A 19,114-nucleotide genomic window follows, 5' to 3' on the forward strand; every position below is an offset into this window, starting at 1 on the left:
TATGGATATAGATACTATTGATTTCGCAGGCATGATGGAAAATGCTGTGCCATTTATTTTGCTAGCCCTGAAGAGTATTCTGATTGCCGTAATTATTTATTTTATCGGTAAATGGGTAATTAATTTTACACTTAAGGCGATAGATAAAGTTTTTGTCAAATATGAAGTAGAACCTTCCTTATCCAGTTTTTTGAGAAGCTTTTTAAAGGGATTATTATATGTTTTGTTGATACTGGCGGTATTGTCCACCTTGGGGGTTGAAGTAACCGCTTTTATTGCCATTTTAGGTGCTGCTGGTTTGGCCGTTGGTCTGGCCCTTCAGGGTTCATTGGCCAATTTTGCAGGAGGAATCCTGATACTGATTTTCAAGCCTTTTAAAGTGGGAGATACCATTGAAGCACAGGGAACCTTAGGCTCCGTAGAAAACATTGCTATTCTTTATACCACTGTTCGAAATTTTGACAATAAGGTGGTAACCATTCCTAACGGAGCCCTGGCAAACAATAGTATTACCAATTTTTCTGTCAAGCCTACCCGTCGTGTGGAAATGGCTGTGGGTGTAGCTTACGGAACGGATTTGAAAAAGACCCGGCAGGTCATTTTGGACACCTTGAAAAAGGATGATCGGATTCATGAAGATCCTGCTCCTGCTGTTTATTTCACCAATTTTGGCGATAATTCACTAGATTTGTCAGTAAGGTGTTGGGCAGATGCAGATAATTTGTGGCCGGTATTCTGGGATAATATGGAAACCATTAAGGAGTCTCTGGAAGCGCACGACATAGAAGTACCTTTTCCTCAGCGGGATGTGCATCATTTTTTTCCGGAAGGAAAGCCTGAAATTAAAGGATAATCCTATCAAAAGGGTGAAAAAGCCGGAGCCTCCAACACTACCAAGTTAAAGAGGCTCCGGGCAAACCCTACATTAAAAAATAACCAACTACCAAAATTCAATCAACTTCTCATCCAACGGCACACGTAATTTATTTTCTAAAAAATAAAATCTTTACTCCGGATGATTTAGTAAACATCCATCGCTGTCATAATTGACCAATATTTTTTCATTTTTATCGCTGATCAGTTGCATGCTTCCCTCGGAAGGTGCAGGTACACCCGATTCCATACATTCCTGCAGAAAAACGATTGATTTTACAATTTCAAAAGATGTTTTGGAATAATTGTCCGTTGACAATGTTCCTGATCCAGATAAATAAATTCTAAAACCGGCATTTTCCGTAGACAACTGTAGATCTCTGATATACGACTGATCCAAGGTGAACTTTTGTCTGTTCGAATTGGTCAGCTGGAAATTTTTCGCTTCAGAAGCAAATCTTAAGCTTCTGCTTTCTGCCTGATATCCTTTATTTTCCAATTTTCGCTGACCTTCCATTTGTTTTCCGTTTAAGGAAAAATTTTCAAATCCAATGGTCAATTGGCTACCTTTATGCAGGAAATTAGCGGTGTAGGAAATGGTAAGTGTACCTTTTTTTTCCAAACCTCTATTGCTGACACAACCTTCGCCATAATCTACTGTTATCCTTTTGTTTTTTTCATCCCTGCTAATTCTTGTACCGGGGCAGCTTGATTCGTCCAGCAAAGGCATGATCTTTTGCTGGGTTAAATCCTGTTGCATCGCGGAAAGTACCAAAAGATCCACTTCCTCTATTAATCCCATCATTTCAGAAACCTCCAAAGTGGGAATGATTGCAGATGTTGAACTCAGGTCCTCCTGTTCCGTTGAAATACAGGAAATAAGAATGAAAGGAAAGATTGCAACCAACCATTTTACCAAATATAGTTTTGGATTTCCCATCTGTATCCTTCTGCTTAAGTCAATGATCGTTTGTTTGTAATCGAAAAGTAATACTGAATAAATTGTTAAACTAGTAAAAAACAAATTAATTTATTATAAATATTGACAAAACATATATTTGATTTCAAAAAACAAAAAAATAGATATACTTTCAAAAATCCACTTAAAAGTGTGTTTTCCTAAATAAAAAATGCAGCTTGAATTAATATTATTTGTTATTCTGATTAGTTGCAGCTTTTTTTGTCAATAATGTTTTATTTTTTATTTAAAAATTATAGTTATTGCTTTGCAGGATCAGGAACTGCGTTTTTGACCTTTAAGTTTTAAGTGATATCATTAAGCATTATTAGGGAATTTGGCGAAGGCAAAAAAAGCGGATAAGTCTTGATTATGAAGGATTATCTGTAAGCCCAAAAATTAATTTTATCTTTGGCCCCTGATCCATGAACCAACAGCATACATGAATACTTCATTTGAGCTTACCGATCCGGACAAATCTCTGGAACTGGCCCGAAATAGGATACTACTTCTTTCCATAGGCAGGTTGATTTTATTTTTTCTGATGGGAATAGTCCTGGTGGTCGGAATTGCTGATGCACATTGGACCGTTTTGTTTTTTATACCCCTGAGTATTCTTTTTGTTTGGCTTATCCTTCAATTCAATCACCAAAAAGATGTCGAAGGTTTTTATCTGGCAGTAAAGGAAATTGCCGACATGAAACAAAAACGGAAGGAGAGAGACTTGTCAGACTTTGATTCCGGGTCCAAATTTTTGGATCCAAGACATCCTTTTTCCAGTGACCTTGACCTCTTTGGGGAGCATTCGCTTTATCAATTGATCAATCATACCGTAAGTAAAGGAGGAAGTAAGAAACTCGCTCAATGGATGAGGTTTTCCCTGCCCCGGGAGGAGGCAGGGAGGAAACAGGAAGCTTTGATGGAATTGAGTAAAAAAGAAAAATTTCTTGTTGTCTTTGAGGCACTGGGAAAGGCTTTTCTGAAGCAGGAAAAATCCAAGGTACTTTTCTATCAATGGCTGAAAAGCCCGGTTACCTGGAGGCCTGTTTATCTCCTGCCAATGATTCTGGGACCGATTTCAGGATTACTGGTTTTGATTGGGGTCTTGTTTGGTTATATCCCTGCTGCCTACCTGAGTTTGTTTATTTTGATCGGACTTGGCGTATTGAGCCTGGTTTTCAAGCCCCTGATGAAGGCCATGAAGGCCATGCCCAATGACAGTGACCTGAAGACTTTCCAGGCATGGGCTGGTTTGTTGGAGGAAGAAAACTTTGACCATCCTTTGCTGCAAACCTATCAGGAACCGGTTAAAAATCATGGATTTTTGGCTTCCGATGCTTTGAAACAACTGGAAAGCCTAACATTCTTGATTCAGAACAGAACCAATTTAATGTACCTGATTTTCAATGTGTTTTTCTGGACAGACTTTTATCTGCTTTACCGTCTGTCCAGTTGGAAAGAAGAGGTAGGAAAAAGCATGAAAGACTGGGAAGAAAATTTCGAGAATTGGGAAGCCCTGGTCTCTTTGGCTTCTTTTATACAAGAGGAAAAGCTGGCCAACCCAGCCAGCTGGTCAACGGAGAAAGTGTTGACCATGAAAGCGGTAAAACATCCTTTGATCAAACCTGAGCACTGTATTGCCAATGATTTTTCCCTAAATGAAAAGGAACAAGTAGTCTTACTCACAGGGTCCAACATGTCCGGAAAGACTACATTCATGCGCACAGTGGGCATCAATTTGGTATTGGCTGGAATGGGTGTACCCCCTTTTGCGGAAACCTTTATCTGCGGCCCTTTTCAATTGTATACGAGCATGAGAAATACGGATAGCCTGGGCGAAAGTGTGAGTTCTTTTTATGCCGAGCTGGCCAGGATCAAAGGATTACTGGATCATGCTGCCAATGGTACGCCCATATTTTACCTTTTGGATGAAATATTAAAAGGTACCAACACCTCGGATAGGATCACGGGTAGTGAGGCATTGATACGACAGCTGGCTCAAAGTGCCTCCAAAGGCATCATTTCCACACATGACATAGAATTGAGCGAATTGGAAAACCGCTTGCCTTCCTTGGTCAACTATAGTTTTCACCATGATATTCAGCAGGACAAAATTGTTTTTGATTATACGATCAAACGAGGACCCTGTCCAAATTTCAACGCTCAAAAACTTATGGAACTAATGGGAATAAAGATCAACTGAAACAGGTGAAAAATAACCGGTTAATTTTTTTGGCATACATTTTGGTAATTTATGTATAAAATATATAAATTAATTTAACCAACAACACTATGGGTTCTTTATTGTATTTAATTGCCATCATCCTTGTGATAGGATGGATTTTTGGAGCATTTGTTTATAGCGTAGGTGGACTGATTCATATTCTATTGGTCTTAGCCGTGATTGCGGTATTGTTTCGCCTGATAGGTGGAAGATCTGTATAGCCGTTTTCATAATATTTAAGTAAAAGCTGCCCAAATGGGCGGCTTTTTTTGTTTCCATTCGTATATTATACCTATTTTTGCTTTCAATATATAGTAAACCAGCAATATCGTGCACATAAATTACCAGCAACAAACCTTAGGTATTTTGGGTGGAGGGCAATTGGGCAGGATGCTCATTCAATCAGGGATCAATTACAACCTGAACATTCATATCCTGGATCCTGATGCAAATGCTCCCTGTAAAAACCTATGTAACCATTTTGTTCAGGGAGATTTGAAGGACTACCAGACTGTTTATGACTTTGGAAAGGCATGTGATGTGGTTTCCATAGAAATTGAGCACGTCAATACGCAGGCCCTGTATCAATTGGAGAAGGAAGGTAAAAAAGTTTTTCCCCAGCCCCATATCATTGAAATGATTCAGGACAAAAGGAAGCAAAAACAATTTTACCTGGATCATGATATCCCTACTGCCCGATTTTTGCTGACCGATGACAAAGAAGATGTGAGGCAACATGTGGAGTTCTTGCCTGCGGTGCATAAATTGGGGAAAGAGGGCTACGACGGGCGTGGCGTACAGCTCATCCGGGAGGCCGCTGAACTGGACAAGGCCTTTGATGCTCCGGGTTTACTCGAAAAGTTTGTGGATTTTGACAAGGAGTTGGCTGTGATAGTCGCCAGAAATGAACAGGGAGAAGTAAAAACCTTCCCATCAGTGGAATGTGCTTTCCATCCCGAACACAATCTGGTAGAATTTTTATTTTCACCGGCAACCATTTCATCTGAAACAGACAATAAGGCGCAGGACCTGGCCATCGAGGTGATCGAGAAATTGGGTATGGTAGGCTTGTTGGCGGTGGAAATGTTTGTTACGAAAAACGGGGAAATTCTTGTCAACGAGATTGCCCCCCGCCCGCACAATAGCGGTCACCACACCATAGAAGCAAATTTCACCTCTCAGTTTGAGCAGCATCTTCGGGCAGTGATGGGCATGCCTTTGGGGTATACCGGTATTCGGAGTGCAGCGGCAATGGTCAATTTACTGGGTGAAGCCGGGTTTACAGGCGAAGCACTTGTGGAGGGATTGGATGAAGCGATTCAGGAAAAAGGGGTGTATCTGCATCTTTATGGAAAAAAACTGACCAAACCTTTTCGCAAAATGGGACATGTGACGGTGTTGGAAGAAGATATGAAAAAGCTGAGAGAGAAAGCTCAGCGAATAAAAGAATTAATTAAAATTAAAGCATGAGCGATATCAAGGTAGGCATTATCATGGGAAGCCAGTCGGATCTTCCGGTCATGGCGGAAGCAGCGAAATTTTTAGAGGAGATCGAAGTTGGTTACGAGCTAACGATCGTTTCGGCCCACAGGACACCGGATAGGATGATCGATTATGCCGGAAAGGCAAGGGAAAGAGGCATTAAGGTAATTATAGCCGGGGCAGGGGGAGCAGCGCATCTCCCGGGAATGGTGGCATCCCTGACCAGCCTACCGGTAATTGGGGTGCCTGTAAAGTCCTCCAATTCTATCGATGGCTGGGACAGTATTCTTTCAATTCTCCAGATGCCCTCAGGTATTCCGGTAGCCACAGTAGCATTGAATGGGGCAAAGAATGCCGGTATCCTCGCTGCTTCCATCGTAGGGGCTTTTGATGAAGCGGTAGGCAACCGCATGACAGCTTTCAAAAAATCCATGAAGGCAAAGGTGGAAGCCAGTGCACAGGAAGTAGAACAAAAGGGTTGGAGGAAAATATTGGGGGAATAGGTCGTATTTTATTACCGTTATATTTCCATATATTTTAGTGATTTTTTTAGGGCAATTCAATTTTTACCATAGAAATGGGACAAAAGGGGAAATTTATCCTTCTTTTCTGTATAACTATAACATTACCTCCCATGAAATCTGCAATTGCGTATCCGATGATAGCTTTTTTCTTTTTTCATACTGCTTGTATAGATTCGGAAGCGCCCATTCTCCCAGGGGCACTGACGGGTACCTGGAAAGAACGATTTGAAATCGAAAACCAAGACCTGAAATTGGTGCAGGTGGAAACCATTAATTTTTACGATAATGATACCTTTGAGCGCTGGATGGGTTACTGGGATCCCGATACCAATGTGATGCTGGGCTACAGGTATTTGGCAGAAGGTAATTACACGCTGGAAGGGAGACGGTTAATGATGCGGGAAAGCAAGCGCCTGCTCCATGTTGGAGGCACTTTTTATGGGGAATTGGATCAACTTAGCGCTGTGAACCCTTACCCTGAGACCTGGGCCGACCTGGCATTAGATGAGAATGGAACCCGATTGGACATGTATCTTTCCTGTAATCCAGTTTCTTCTGCCCGCTGCAACCCGAAAAAAACATTTACCAAGCTGTGATTATTTCAGTGACCTGAAATTGAATGAATTTATGGAGACCTGTACTGGAATAAAACATAACGTTATATAAATCTTCCTGAAAAATAATCCATTCCCATAATGACTTCCTCTTGGTGAGCATTTAAAATGCTGGTTTTTAAATCACAAATTTCTGCTTCCCTTTTCAATGATTATTTCCTTTTTTTTCACAATCATAGCATGGTCCTCAGGATGGAGTTCTGGACCATACTTTTCAGCATAAACGCGCGTAAATGCTGCCCCAAAAAACAAGATCAGGCAGGAGTAAGATACCCATAGCAATACCAGCACCACCGAACCAGCTGCTCCATAGGTGGAAGCAGGTTCGGCAATTCCAAAATAGAGGCTCAGCAGGATTTTTCCCAGGTTAAATAAAAAGGCCGTGATAAACCCTCCCAGCCAAACTGAGTGCCAGCGGACTTTCATGTCGGGCATAAATTTAAAAATCAAAACAAACAAGCCTCCCAGGACACCTGTGGAAAACAAAAACTCCAATACATAAGCAATTTCCACATATCCGGGTTCCCATAAACGAGCCAGGTAGGTACTGACCAAAGTCAATGCTGTAGAAATTACAAAACTAATGATCAATAAAAAAGCAATGGCCATGACAAATGCCAAACTCAAGGCCCGGTCTTTGATAATTTTCCAGTATCCAGCTTTAGGATCAATTTTCACACCCCAAATTTCATTCATGGATATCTGGAGCTGGTAAAATACACCTGTAGCACCAAATACCAACACCGCAATACCAAAAATGGTAGCAAATAAGGTCCTGCCATCTTTTTGGGTATTCTCTATGATGGCAATTACCGCATAGGCTGCATCTGCACCTAGTGCTTCTGAAATTTCGCCCGTAATTTGCCCTTCAACAATTTCCTTGCCCCAAATATTGCCAACCGTGTTGATAATGATGATCAGCAAACCAGGTAGCGACAAAACGGCATAATAGGCTACTACCGCCCCAAGCCTCCAGGGATTGTTAGCATTCCAGATTTTACCAGCGCTCCAAAAAAGTCCGGGTAAATGGACGATCTTAAATATTCCGGGCTTTTTTAAATGGGCACTTTTTCTTCTTATCATTTCAAAAAAATAAATATTACCTGAATAGCAGGCAATATTTTCATCTAGCATTAATCATGCCCTTATTATGTAATATTCCGTTTATTCCAAATGGGGTAACCGTCAAATTATACAAGGTAAATTATTTATCATGCTTAATCTCTCTCCATTACCAACTCCATCCAAGGGTTGTTTGCCAGATATAATCCGCTGAGCGGGAAGATTGAAATGGCTGATTATCGTAATTCAAAGTCATGCCTTTTTTGATGTAAAAATCCAAAGGCATGTCGTATTTGAGGTCCAACCGGTAATCAATTCTTACCCTGTCCTTTTCCGTTAGGCTTGGGTAATCAAAAATATTGCTGAGCAGGCTTACATCACCCATATCGAAAATATTCAATTCGGAGGCAATCCATGCTTCAACACTCCTCTGGTCCATAGACTCTCCTGAAAAATTCTCATTATTGAACGCCAGACCTGCAAAAACCCTTTTTCCATGGATTTGATTTCCCCAATCAGGTATTGGTTGTTTTTTACCAACAAAGAATCGCTTTGGGCATGGATTTCTGTGACAGAAAACAACAAAAAAATTAAAAAGAGATATATGGAACGGCTTATCATGTCATTTTTTTATGCAAAAATGTTGGGCCTGATTTTAGGGAAAGAGAAGGTTTGGTGGTATTTGTAAGCATACCTGTGTTTATTTAATTTTTCCCAATAAAATCTATTCAATAAGTCAAGCCAAATCCAAAAGGATAGAGGGTATCGTCTTCAGGATATCCCGGTGCATCGGGTGCCTGTTCTACTACAGCTTCTGGTTTATTCGCCAGGGCAAAGGGAAGCTTTCCGCTTGGCTTGAATTTTCCGGTAAGGATGTCCAGCAGGGCAGCATCATTGACGCCAAAAGTGGCCAGAATTGCGCCTGAATTGAGAAAACCACAATCTTCATCCAGCACATAGGGCTGCCTGAAATCAATGGCCAAAATGGTATTTTCAGGGCCAACATTATCCATAATACTTTTTATTTCAGTCAAAGAAGGGCTAATTTCCCAGGATGTGGATCCATCCATTGCTGAAAATGCGAGCATATCAAGTTCTTTGGGAGCTGCACCCCCAAAGCGACGTCCACTTTCTCTTCCACTGTTGGTAACATTTACCCTGATGATGGCATAGTCAATATCATCGCTGATTTGCATAACGCCATCATTTTCATCCTGCTGATCACCGGCAACTGCCTTGATGGCTGCCCATTTTGGGTCAGCAAAGACTTCATGATTCACACCCATGGTATATACCACGAGTGAGTCACCTTTTTCAGGCAGTGCCATGGGCAGGTTTATTTTGTTTTGCAGCAGTACGATCGATTTTCTTTGGGCGATATCGGCTTTCCTTTGGTGTGCCGGATTCCCCAGCAGGTAAGCCGCCCGGTTGGGGTCCACGTAAGGATTTTCAAACAATCCCAATTCGAATTGTTCCCTTAACAACCTTTCTACAGAAAGATCGACCCTGCTTTCTGAAAGTTTCCCGGATTGAACCAAGTCCAAAAGTTGTTTATTGTCATTGAATCCGGAAAGCACATCTGTCCCTGCTTCAATGGCAATGAGGATTTGCTCCTCTATGCTTTTGTCTTCCAGTCCCCAGGCCCGATCCCCAATGATGCCAGTATCAGAGTTGATATAACCTTTGAATCCAAGTTTATCCCTCAATAAATCCGTAAGGATTCCCTTTGAGAAGGCCATTCCTACATCATTGGGCATGTAGGGTTGGCCTACAGGAATGCCATAATAGGCCATGATGGATGATGCGCCTGCCTCGATAGCCGCCTGAAAGGGTGCCAGGTGATAGTCAAAATTATTCGATGGATAGGCCTGGTTTTTCCCAAAGTCGTAATGGGGATCTCCTCCTCCTTCCTGTGGGCCTCCACCGGGAAAATGCTTGATGGTCAGGGCAACGCTATTGGTATTCAGGGATTCGCCCTGCAGGTTTTTGACCAATACCGATATGATATTGGAGGCCAACTCACTGTCTTCGGTGAAGGTTTCATGCACCCTGTACCAGCGTGGTTCGGTAGACAGGTCAGCCATATAGCCATACATGCCACGCAGGCCAACGGCAGTCCATTCTTTGGCCATGATTTTGGCAAAGTCAGCAATCAATGCCATATCCCTTGTCGCTGCCAAACCACTTTCTTTGGGCCAGCCGGAAAAAGACCCGGAAGAAACATTTATTCCCGCCCTGGCATCAAAGTCCACATGGTTTCTGGCATTGGACTTAAAAACAACGGGTATACCAAGCCGGGTATTCTCTGCCAGTTCCTGGATAGAATTGGTAAATTGGGCAGCCTCATAGGGGTTGATCTCCACACCACCAAAAGAGTTGCCTGCAGCTGATCGGTTTGGCTTATCCTTTAGCGCATTCCTGAATACAAAGCGGGTCATTTTTTCATCTTCTATGAATTGGACTGCCTGTGCTGTCATTTTCCCGTATTCTCCTGCATTCAGCGTATTGATCAGTAGCATGCCCACCTTTTCTTCCAAGTTCATCAGGCCAAGCAGGTTTTCGATCCGCTTTTCCACCGGAAGGCGCCAATCCTCATAGCCATCCAGATGCTTGTTTTTGTTAAGGTCTTTGAAACGCAATTGTCCTTCATGTAAAAGATTAACAGCCCGGGCTTCGACTGGGGGTTGGTGGGAATAGGTGCCCTGTGCATGGCCCTGGAAGCAGAAAAATAAAATAGAAAGTCGGAATAGGTAGCTCATGGTTATTCAAAATTTTAATACAATCGATTCGAAAGGAAGATGATCTTGTCAAATTAGAGAAAAATGCCATAAATGATTCGTTTCCCGAAAAGATTTTTGCCCAATAGGCCTAAAAACCTTGCCTTTTCCACATTTTTTAGTTTTCACTAGAAAAAAGAAGACAATAATTTTAGCTCAACAAATTATATTGGACTAGCAATTTATCACCTCTCTTCCATTATTGGGATGTCTTTTTCTTCCTGTAATTTTTCCCTTTGCACATACCGGTAATGGGTGATACCATAAGTTGCCAGCAAAAGAGCAAACAAAACCCAGTTTAAAACAATGATTTTTTTGTGTATGAGGCGGTAGGTTAAAAAAAAAGAGGCTATAAAAGCGATCAAAGCAAAAATCAGCCCCCAGCCCAATACTATGGCGCCACCGGCCAAACCCTGTCCCTTTCCCGCATCAATCCAACCTGCATACAACATTCCAATCAAAAAGAAGACGACAAGGGAAAGCAAGCTAAATAGCAGACTGGCGGGTTTGAATAGCTTTTTCATAATGGAATTGGGGATTTGTTAAAGAATTAGTTTTTAATGACAAAAGGAATGGCGGCATTCGGAAAATAGAGAAACCGTTATGCCTGCATAATATTACTTCGAAGGTAAAATAGGATCGTTTTAAGGAAAGACTTAAGGACATAATGTATTCTTATTGAGCAGTATACATTAAATATAATCAAAAAATACATAAATCTGCCAACTGTCCTATAATCCCCCTGGCTGACAACATATGGTTCGGGGATAACCTGTTTTTACTTTATTGCTGAACTAAAGCCTAAAAAAAGAGGCTGAAAGCTGGTGCCACCCTCCGGCTAAAAAATAGAATATCGAACCCCTGCCCAATCAAGTATTGGGCCATTAATGCCCATACGGGACATTAAATATTTAGCAACTTATCTATTGATAATGGGTACAAATCCTGCAATGGATTGACCAAAAAATCTACAGATTTGTTTTGGTCAATCCATGAGGAAAGCATTTTTTCGAATTTTTAAAAAGGCAAAATATCTCCTTCGCTGTCATCGCTGAAAGTGCTGACATCGGGCTGGTCATTTTTCTGGGTACCAGCTGCAGCTCCTCCTCCGCCTCCATTGTTATTTTCCTGACTGTTTACCCGCCAAACCTTCACATCTGTATACCATCTTCCATTGTATTCCCTGCTTTCCACTTCTATGCTGGCGGTGATTTCGCTGCCTTCCTGTATATTAAACTGGTCAATTTTATCGCCCCAAACGGTAAGGCAGACTTTTTTTGGATACTGACCCGGGGTTTCCATGATATAATCCCTTTTTCGCCAGGTCCCATTCCTGCCATTGCCTGATTGCTCTTCTAGTGCCTGAATGATTTTTCCTGATATTTCCATGTTTGCTGGTTGATGATTGAAAAAACGAAGGTACTTAAAAGCGATTGGATTTTAAAACCTTCTCCCATCCGAATATACACCGAACTGGCTTGCAAACGGATTTTATTGTAGCCCCCTATCCCAGGTTCTTTACCGCATGATCCACTGCACGGGCAGCAAAAGCCATGTAGGTCAGAGAGGGGTTTTGCGTACTGGTGGAAGTCATACAGGCTCCATCCGTTACATATACATTGGGGCAGCTGTGGATCTGGTTCCACTCATTCAGGACCGAGGTTTTGGGATCCTTTCCCATTCTCGCTCCTCCCATTTCGTGTATGTCCAAGCCGGGTGCCCGCTTGTCGTCGCGGGTGCGGATATTGGTAAAGCCCGCCGCCTCAAACATTTCGGTCATTTGTTCCAGATAATCCTTGATCATCGCCTCATCATTGGCATCGTAATCCATGGATATTTTCAGCTGGGGAATTCCCCAGGCATCTTTAAGGTTGGGATCCAAATTTACCTGGCTTTCGGCTTTGGGAATGGTTTCACCCATCATGTGTGATCCGACCCTCCATGGACCATATTCCTCCCGGGTCATGGCTTTTTCCAGTTCATCTCCAATTCCGGAGTAGTCATTGATCATGCTGCGGTTGGCACTGAAACCTGCCGCATAGCCTCTCAGGAAATCAGTTTCCTGTTTGTAGACATTCCTGAAGCGTGGGAAATAACCGGATGTGGGCCTTCTTCCCTCGGTGGTATAGTTCTTAAGGCCATCGTATTCTCCGGAAATACCTGCCCGGTAATTGTGGAATGCCACGTATTTGCCGAGTACACCGCTGTCGTTGCCCAGACCATTGGGGAAGCGGTTTGATGTGGAGTTGAGTAATATCAGGTTGGTATTCAGGGCACTGGCATTGACAAAGATGACCTCAGCATAATATTCGGTGGTCTCTTTGGTTTGCGCATCTATTACCCGTACTCCCGTAGCTTTTCCTTTATCCTCATCATAAATGATGGAATGTACCACAGCGTGGTGCTGCATGCTCAGGTTACCCGTTTTGGCGGCCCAGGGCAAGGTGGAAGAGTTGCTGCTAAAATAGCCTCCAAAGGGACAGCCCCTTTGGCAAAGGGTGCGATTCTGGCAAAGTGCCCTTCCCTGTTTGGCATAAAACTCCTGGTTACCTGTAATGTGGGCACACCTGGCCACAATGATTTCCCTTTCCGGATAATTTTCCCTGAGAAAATCCTTAAAGTACTGCTCCCCTGCCGTGAGTTCAAAAGGAGGTAAAAACTCACCGTCCGGCAAATTTGGTTTACCATCCCTGTTACCTGAAACGCCAATAAATTTTTCTACATGGCTGTACCAGGGAGCGATATCCTTGTACCGGATGGGCCAGTCCACGGCAAAGCCATCCCTGGCGGGGCCTTCAAAATCAAAATCGCTCCAACGCTGTACCTGCCGGGCCCAAAGCAGGGATTTCCCACCGGTTTGGTAGCCCCTGATCCAGTCAAAAGGCTTTTCCTGGACATAGGGATGTTCGGTATCTTTGACAAAAAAATGCTGGGCATCTTCCCGGAAAGCATAACAGCGACTGACTACCGGGTTTTCTTTTTTGACAGATTCAGGGATATTGCCCCGGTGCTCAAATTCCCAGGGCATCATGTTGGTGGTGGGGTAATCTTGTACATGTTTTACTTCCCTCCCCCTTTCCAGTACCAGTGTTTTCAGTCCTTTTTCACAAAGCTCCTTGGCTGCCCAGCCTCCACTCATGCCCGATCCGATCACGATGGCATCATAGGTGTTTTCTTGTCTGCTTTTTATATTCAAATTCGCCATGGCGTATGTTTCTTTTTATGCGTTTTCAATCTTTTTGTTTCCGAAAAAACGGGCCGGAATCAATTCATAAGGTTTGATCTCCGTCATGAAGTACTCGGAATTCAGGTAGCCCTGCAGTGCAAATTGTTTGGTGATGGCCAGAAATTTCGCCATGAGGGCTGCATCAGACTCTGGAGCTGCTTCCATGCCCATGGTCTGCCGGATCGCATCCGCTGCTTCCTTTTGATCCATTTTTGAGAAGGCCTGGCCAAAATTTTGTTTAGTGAAATCATCCCATTGTTTCAGACCCGCTACAAAGCTTTGCTGTTGGTTTTCTTTGAGACAATCATTGCACATGACAAGAACGAAATCCTGCAATTGAATCTCTTCCGCCCTTTTCAAGGTAGTCCCGGGAAAAATGGTATTGGTGATCCGTGTCAACAGCGCTTTCTGGGAGGCGGTAATGTTTAGGTTTTGATAGGCTTGCAAAATGGCTTCCTCACTGAAATCGCAGGATGGTATCATGATTACACCTCCTGTGAGGACCGCCAATTGCTTCATGGCTGATCTTCTATCCATCTTTATTGGTAGATTAATTGAAATTAGTAGCGACAAGTTATTGATTTTTTGATTAAGTGCCACAGGTTTTTTTTATCGGTGGTGGATTAACGCGAAAATGGGGTAATTTTGACATTCCGTATATTCAATGCTAAAAACTAAACTTGATGCTTAGAATTGTAACCTTTATTCTTTTATTTTTATTGCCATGGATCATTCAGGCCCAGACCACGATCAAAGTTCTGGATGGGCAATCCCAGCAGCCTGTTCCCTATGCTTCCCTGAAAGGAAATAACCAGCAAACTTATGTAGCTGATGGGGAGGGAAATATCAGACTGACACTGGATGAACCTACCGAAATGCAATTGAGTCATGTGGCCTTTGAGAGCCGGCGGGTGTTGGTTCCTATTTCCGGCCTGTTGACCGTATCTTTGCAGCGGGCAGAGAATTCCCTTACGGAGGTGGTGGTGAGTTCTTTTGATTCTGAAAGACCTCTTTTAGAACAGGCCGCAGGGATTGCCAGGGTTAGCGAGTCAGATTTGTACCGGTTCAATGAAAATTCTTTGGTCCATGCATTTAATACCAAACCTGGTATCAGGGTAGAGGAAAGGGCTCCTGCCAGCTACAGGATCTCAATTCGTGGAAGTTCCCTGCGTGCTCCTTTTGGTGTTAGAAATGTTAAGGTCTACTGGAATGGCATGCCTTTCACAGCAGCAGATGGGACCACCCCCCTCAACATGCTGGATCTCTCCAACATTCAGAATACGGAAATCATCAAGGGGCCTGCCGGAAGCATTTATGGCGCAGGTAACGGGGGAGTGATCAGTTTCAGTAGTGATCAGGAGGTAACAGAAAATAAAATCAGTACAGATCTTTCTTTCGGCGATTTTGGCATGGTCCGTTATCGAATAGGAGTAGACCAGCAAATGGAAGAGGGTGGGATCAAAGTGGCCTACGTCAAACAAAAAGCAGACGGCTACCGCGATCATACCGCCATGGACAGAGAGGTACTTCAGCTGACAGCCCATTTCAAGCCATCTGAAAAGCAAAGACTGACCACACAGTTGTTATATTCCGACCTTTATTACGAATTGCCGGGTGCGCTGACAGCGGCCCAGGTGGAAGAAAATCCCCGTCAGGCAAGACCCGGATCGGCTGCCCAAAATGCATCCATTGATCAGCAGTCCATGTATGGTATTTTGTCGCACGATTACCAATTCAACCCTAATTTCAGCAATAAAACTTCAATTTATATCAATACAGTGGATTTTGAAAATCCATTTAACCTGGATTATAAAAAAGAGACACAGTTTAGCTATGGCGGCAGGTCCAGCTTTAACTATGATGGTACCTGGGGACCCATTCCAGTAAGACTGATTGGCGGGGGAGAATACCAGTTTTCCAAAACTGCAGCCCAGAATTTTGGCAACCGGGGCGGACAAGCTGATACGGTTCGGTTTAGTGATGAATTGCTGACCACCACCGCATTCCTTTTTCAGCAGATAGAAGCAGAACTTTCAGACAGGTTTTTGATGACACTGGGCCTCAGCGAAAATTTTTCCAGCTTTGACATTGCAAGAAATATCGATGCGATCAATGGGATGCCTTCTACGGCCAGGCGAACTTTTGATCCGGTAATCATCCCCAGGATTGCCTTATCCGCAAAACTAAACCCCACAGCCGCACTGCATGCCAGTATCAGTTCGGGATTTTCACCCCCAACCATTGATGAGGTTAGGACCAACGAAGGCACCATTAACCTGAATTTGGAAGCAGAAAAGGGGATCAACTATGAGATAGGTTATCGCTCCAGCTTCAATCAGGGTAGGGTCAATGTAGATGCTTCTGCTTTTTATTTCAAACTGGATGAAACCATCACCACTTTTACCAATGAGCAGGGAGTAGTCTTGTTTCGGAATGCAGGTGCTACCGATCAAAAGGGAATTGAAGTATTGGTGGATTATGCCCTGATTCGGAATCAATTGGCTTTTGTACAAGAACTGAAACTTACCCATACATTTGCAGGACATTATTTTACATTTGCAGATTTCGTACAGGGAGAAAACGACTATTCAGGAAATGACCTGACAGGAGTGGCTCCCCATACTGTGGTAAATCAGGTGGATATTCGGACCAGGCCTGGGTTTTACCTTAATTTTACCCATCAATTTGTAGATGATATCCCGCTCAATGATGCGAATACTGTCTACCAGGATGCCTATCACCTGATGAATGCAAGAGCCGGCTGGAGGGGAAGTGCAAGTACCAGGTTGGATGTAGAAGTTTTTGCCGGGGTGGAAAACCTATCGAATGCCAGTTACAGTCTGGGCAATGACTTGAACCCCTTTGGAGGCAGGTATTTTCAGCCTGCCGCAACAAGAAACTTTTATGGAGGAATAAAGGTTGGTTTAAAATATTAGCATTTAGATTGATTATGAATAACAGACCCATATTTAATATAGAAGAAGTCAATAAAATCATCAGGAACAGAAGGTCGCAGTTTGTGGCCCAGTTTAAGGAAAATGACCCTGTTGATGATCACATCATTTTGGAAATGTTGGAAAATGCCAATTGGGCCCCTACGCACAAGCTGACAGAGCCTTGGAGATTTGTGGTTTTTTCCGGTGAAGGCTTGCACAAACTTGCTGAATTTCAATCGAACCTTTACAAAGAGCGAAGTGAGAAATCCGGCAAATTTATAGCCGCCACCTACAACAAGTTCAGAGAAAACCCCCTGAAGGCATCCCACATCATTGCCATTTGCATGAAGAAGGACTTGAGGGCCAACCTTCCCGAAATGGAAGAAGTAGCGGCCGTGTCCATGGCAGTTCAAAACATGTACCTGACTGCAAGTGCCCATGGTTTGGCGGCTTATTGGGGTACTGGTGGTCCTACTTTCTGGCCCGAAGCCAAACCTTTTTTTGGTCTGGAAGAGGAAGACATGCTGATGGGCTTTTTCTATGTGGCTAAGCCCGCATCCGACCGCTGGCCCGAGGGCAGACGAAATCCTATTTCTGAAAAAGTAACCTGGATTAAGGAAAAATGAGGTCCTTGCAAAAATATGGCCCTAAACCTGCAAGGAGCATTTGTTGGTTTTTCATGGTCATCTTGCTGTTCAGTGCCTGTGGTGAAGATTTTATTCCCAAACCCAAAGGATATAACCGGATAGATCTTCCCGACCACGAGTTTGAGTCATTGGATATGGATCTTCCCTATTCTTTTGAGCATTCCAGCCACCTGCAAATCGAACCTGACTCCTTTAATCTGGAAGAGAAAAATTGGATCAACCTGCATTATACTTCCCTTAATGCGAGAGTACACCTTACATATAAGGCGATAGAAGGGAAAAAGGAAAATCTCAAATCCTACCTCGACGATGCCCTTAACCTGACTTTCAAACATCAGATCAAAGCTTACGGTATTGATGAAGGGATAGTCAGGACTCCTACAGGATATACCGGATTGGTTGCCGAATTAAGCGGTGAAGTACCTACCCAGTTTCAGTTTTTTGTAACTGACTCTACCCAACATTTTCTCCGCGGCGCCTTGTATTTCAGGACAGCCGTAAAAAATGATTCCCTTGCTCCAATCATCGAATACATCAAAACGGACATGATGCATCTGATTAATACTGTTGAATTTGATTGATAATGCCAGTTTAATTGTCTATCTTACAAGATTATGTGCTTATAGGCCTATTTAGGTTTATTTTCACACAGCCCCACCTCTCTGCATTCCACCCATTGATAATCACCCTATTACAATTTAAATAATAATATATGGCAACGCCAAAATTTTCCAAGTCTACCATTTCTTTTCATCAGGACCTGAAGAAGAGAGTTGGAGAATATTTCATAAACAAGAAATTACCCCGCTCTGGAAACAGTCCGCTTTACTTTAAAGCAGGGGTCATGGTTTTGTCGTTTATCTTTTTATACGTCCACCTGGTTTTCTTTACACCCCACTGGGCCATTGCCTTGGTGGAATGTTTGGCTTTAGGTGCTTTGACGGCCTTTATTGGTTTCAATGTCATGCATGATGGCGCCCATGGCAGCTTTAGTGATAAAGCCTGGATTAATAAAATGGCGGGAATCTCCATCAATTTTCTTGGTGCAAATGTGTTCATGTGGAAAACCAAACACAATGTGGTACACCATTCTTATACCAATGTGGAAGGGGTGGATGATGATCTCAATGCCGGTTCTTTTTTAAGGCTTTCCCCGAGTCAGAAGAAATTCAAAATTCACCGTTTCCAGCATTATTATTTCCCTTTAACTTATGCATTATTGTATTTGTATTGGGTATTTTTTACCGATTATAAAAAATATGTGACCAGAAAAGTGGGCATGGTTCCTATTCAGAAGATGAAACTTTCTGACCACATTAGCTTTTGGAGCTTTAAAGCCATTCATTTGATATTATTTGTCGCTATTCCTGTGTACATGATGGGATGGAGTCAGTGGATAGTTGGGTTTTTGGTCTACAGTTTATTTGCCGGTCTTTTACTGACCATGGTTTTTCAATTGGCGCATAGCCTGGAAGAAACAGCCTTTCCTGTACCATCTCCGGCTACCAATAGTCTGGAAGACGAATGGATGATCCATCAAATCCGTACCACAGCTAATTTTGCTACGGGATATAAATTATTGACCTGGTTTTTGGGAGGCCTCAATTATCAGGTGGAGCACCACCTTTTTCCCAAAATTTCACATATCCATTACCCGGCAATCAGCAAAATCATCAAACAGGCTTGTAAGGATTATAACATCAATTATCTGGAGCATGAAAAACTCCGATGGGCCTTTTTGTCTCATTTCAGACACTTGAGGGTTCTGGGTAAAGCCTAACTTCTCCTGGC

Annotated in this window: 19 protein-coding genes; 11 read left to right on the forward strand and 8 right to left on the reverse strand. The window is 42.9% G+C overall.

The window, feature by feature from the left end; genetic code table 11:
- Nucleotides 1-31 precede the first annotated feature (31 nt).
- Entirely contained in the window at nt 32-853 is an 822-nt protein-coding gene (locus tag HUJ21_RS21065; protein ID WP_291372796.1) for a mechanosensitive ion channel domain-containing protein, read from the forward strand.
- A gap of 153 nt (nt 854-1,006) precedes the next feature.
- Here the strand turns inward: HUJ21_RS21065 and HUJ21_RS21070 are convergent, their stop codons facing one another.
- Entirely contained in the window at nt 1,007-1,813 is an 807-nt protein-coding gene (locus HUJ21_RS21070) for a hypothetical protein (protein ID WP_291372606.1), read from the reverse strand.
- 460 nt (nt 1,814-2,273) lie between these two features.
- Between HUJ21_RS21070 and HUJ21_RS21075 the strand changes: the two genes are divergently transcribed.
- The 5 genes from HUJ21_RS21075 to HUJ21_RS21095 all read left to right on the forward strand — a co-directional run bounded on the left by HUJ21_RS21075 (nt 2,274) and on the right by HUJ21_RS21095 (nt 6,657).
- The gene (locus HUJ21_RS21075; RefSeq protein WP_291372607.1) at nt 2,274-4,034 is read left to right on the forward strand and encodes a DNA mismatch repair protein; all 1,761 of its coding nucleotides are present in this window, start codon (nt 2,274-2,276) and stop codon (nt 4,032-4,034) included.
- A gap of 89 nt (nt 4,035-4,123) precedes the next feature.
- Nucleotides 4,124-4,276, forward strand: a complete 153-nt coding sequence (locus HUJ21_RS21080) for a lmo0937 family membrane protein (protein WP_291372608.1) — start codon at nt 4,124-4,126, stop codon at nt 4,274-4,276.
- 109 nt (nt 4,277-4,385) lie between these two features.
- Nucleotides 4,386-5,525: a 5-(carboxyamino)imidazole ribonucleotide synthase gene (locus HUJ21_RS21085; RefSeq protein WP_291372610.1), complete on the forward strand. Its 1,140-nt coding sequence runs from the start codon at nt 4,386-4,388 to the stop codon at nt 5,523-5,525.
- Entirely contained in the window at nt 5,522-6,040 is a 519-nt protein-coding gene (gene purE, locus HUJ21_RS21090; protein ID WP_291372611.1) for a 5-(carboxyamino)imidazole ribonucleotide mutase, read from the forward strand. Before HUJ21_RS21085 ends, purE begins: the two co-directional genes overlap by 4 nt.
- Before the next feature lie 131 nt (nt 6,041-6,171).
- Entirely contained in the window at nt 6,172-6,657 is a 486-nt protein-coding gene (locus tag HUJ21_RS21095; protein ID WP_291372612.1) for a hypothetical protein, read from the forward strand.
- Nucleotides 6,658-6,798: 141 nt separating this feature from the next.
- On the opposite strand, the gene HUJ21_RS21100 is transcribed toward HUJ21_RS21095, so the two are convergent.
- Both HUJ21_RS21100 and HUJ21_RS21105 read right to left on the reverse strand, forming a co-directional pair.
- On the reverse strand, nt 6,799-7,758 hold the full coding sequence (locus tag HUJ21_RS21100; protein WP_291372613.1) for a YihY/virulence factor BrkB family protein: 960 nt from the start codon (nt 7,756-7,758) through the stop codon (nt 6,799-6,801).
- A 148-nt stretch (nt 7,759-7,906) separates the two neighbouring features.
- Complete coding sequence (locus HUJ21_RS21105) at nt 7,907-8,176, reverse strand: hypothetical protein (RefSeq protein ID WP_291372614.1); 270 nt, start codon at nt 8,174-8,176, stop codon at nt 7,907-7,909.
- 57 nt (nt 8,177-8,233) lie between these two features.
- Between HUJ21_RS21105 and HUJ21_RS21110 the strand changes: the two genes are divergently transcribed.
- Nucleotides 8,234-8,425 (forward strand): hypothetical protein, encoded by a 192-nt coding sequence (locus tag HUJ21_RS21110; RefSeq protein WP_291372615.1) that lies wholly within the window; start codon nt 8,234-8,236, stop codon nt 8,423-8,425.
- A gap of 40 nt (nt 8,426-8,465) precedes the next feature.
- Here the strand turns inward: HUJ21_RS21110 and HUJ21_RS21115 are convergent, their stop codons facing one another.
- The 5 genes from HUJ21_RS21115 to HUJ21_RS21135 all read right to left on the reverse strand — a co-directional run bounded on the left by HUJ21_RS21115 (nt 8,466) and on the right by HUJ21_RS21135 (nt 14,277).
- Nucleotides 8,466-10,496, reverse strand: coding sequence for a glycoside hydrolase family 3 N-terminal domain-containing protein (locus HUJ21_RS21115; protein ID WP_291372616.1), 2,031 nt, complete (start codon nt 10,494-10,496; stop codon nt 8,466-8,468).
- A 203-nt stretch (nt 10,497-10,699) separates the two neighbouring features.
- Nucleotides 10,700-11,038, reverse strand: coding sequence for a hypothetical protein (locus HUJ21_RS21120; RefSeq protein ID WP_291372617.1), 339 nt, complete (start codon nt 11,036-11,038; stop codon nt 10,700-10,702).
- Nucleotides 11,039-11,531: 493 nt separating this feature from the next.
- On the reverse strand, nt 11,532-11,903 hold the full coding sequence (locus HUJ21_RS21125) for a DUF3127 domain-containing protein (protein WP_291372618.1): 372 nt from the start codon (nt 11,901-11,903) through the stop codon (nt 11,532-11,534).
- Nucleotides 11,904-12,018: 115 nt separating this feature from the next.
- A complete protein-coding gene (locus tag HUJ21_RS21130; RefSeq protein ID WP_291372619.1) occupies nt 12,019-13,719 on the reverse strand; it encodes a GMC family oxidoreductase in 1,701 nt (566 codons plus the stop codon).
- 15 nt (nt 13,720-13,734) lie between these two features.
- Nucleotides 13,735-14,277 (reverse strand): gluconate 2-dehydrogenase subunit 3 family protein, encoded by a 543-nt coding sequence (locus HUJ21_RS21135; protein WP_291372620.1) that lies wholly within the window; start codon nt 14,275-14,277, stop codon nt 13,735-13,737.
- 146 nt (nt 14,278-14,423) lie between these two features.
- Here HUJ21_RS21135 and HUJ21_RS21140 point away from each other — a divergent pair, with 146 nt between their 5' ends.
- From HUJ21_RS21140 to HUJ21_RS21155, 4 genes are all read left to right on the forward strand, one after another.
- Nucleotides 14,424-16,676 carry a TonB-dependent receptor gene (locus tag HUJ21_RS21140; RefSeq protein WP_291372621.1) on the forward strand — a complete coding sequence of 751 codons (2,253 nt, stop codon included), beginning with the start codon at nt 14,424-14,426 and terminating at the stop codon, nt 16,674-16,676.
- A gap of 14 nt (nt 16,677-16,690) precedes the next feature.
- Nucleotides 16,691-17,302 (forward strand): nitroreductase, encoded by a 612-nt coding sequence (locus tag HUJ21_RS21145; RefSeq protein ID WP_291372622.1) that lies wholly within the window; start codon nt 16,691-16,693, stop codon nt 17,300-17,302.
- Between the two features lie 53 nt (nt 17,303-17,355).
- The gene (gene gldD / locus HUJ21_RS21150; protein ID WP_291372623.1) at nt 17,356-17,904 is read left to right on the forward strand and encodes a gliding motility lipoprotein GldD; all 549 of its coding nucleotides are present in this window, start codon (nt 17,356-17,358) and stop codon (nt 17,902-17,904) included.
- 131 nt (nt 17,905-18,035) lie between these two features.
- Nucleotides 18,036-19,103 (forward strand): acyl-CoA desaturase, encoded by a 1,068-nt coding sequence (locus HUJ21_RS21155; RefSeq protein ID WP_291372624.1) that lies wholly within the window; start codon nt 18,036-18,038, stop codon nt 19,101-19,103.
- The last annotated feature ends 11 nt before the right edge of the window (nt 19,104-19,114 follow it).

Source organism: Cyclobacterium sp., assembly GCF_014762705.1.
Taxonomy (GTDB): Bacteria; Bacteroidota; Bacteroidia; order Cytophagales; family Cyclobacteriaceae; genus Cyclobacterium.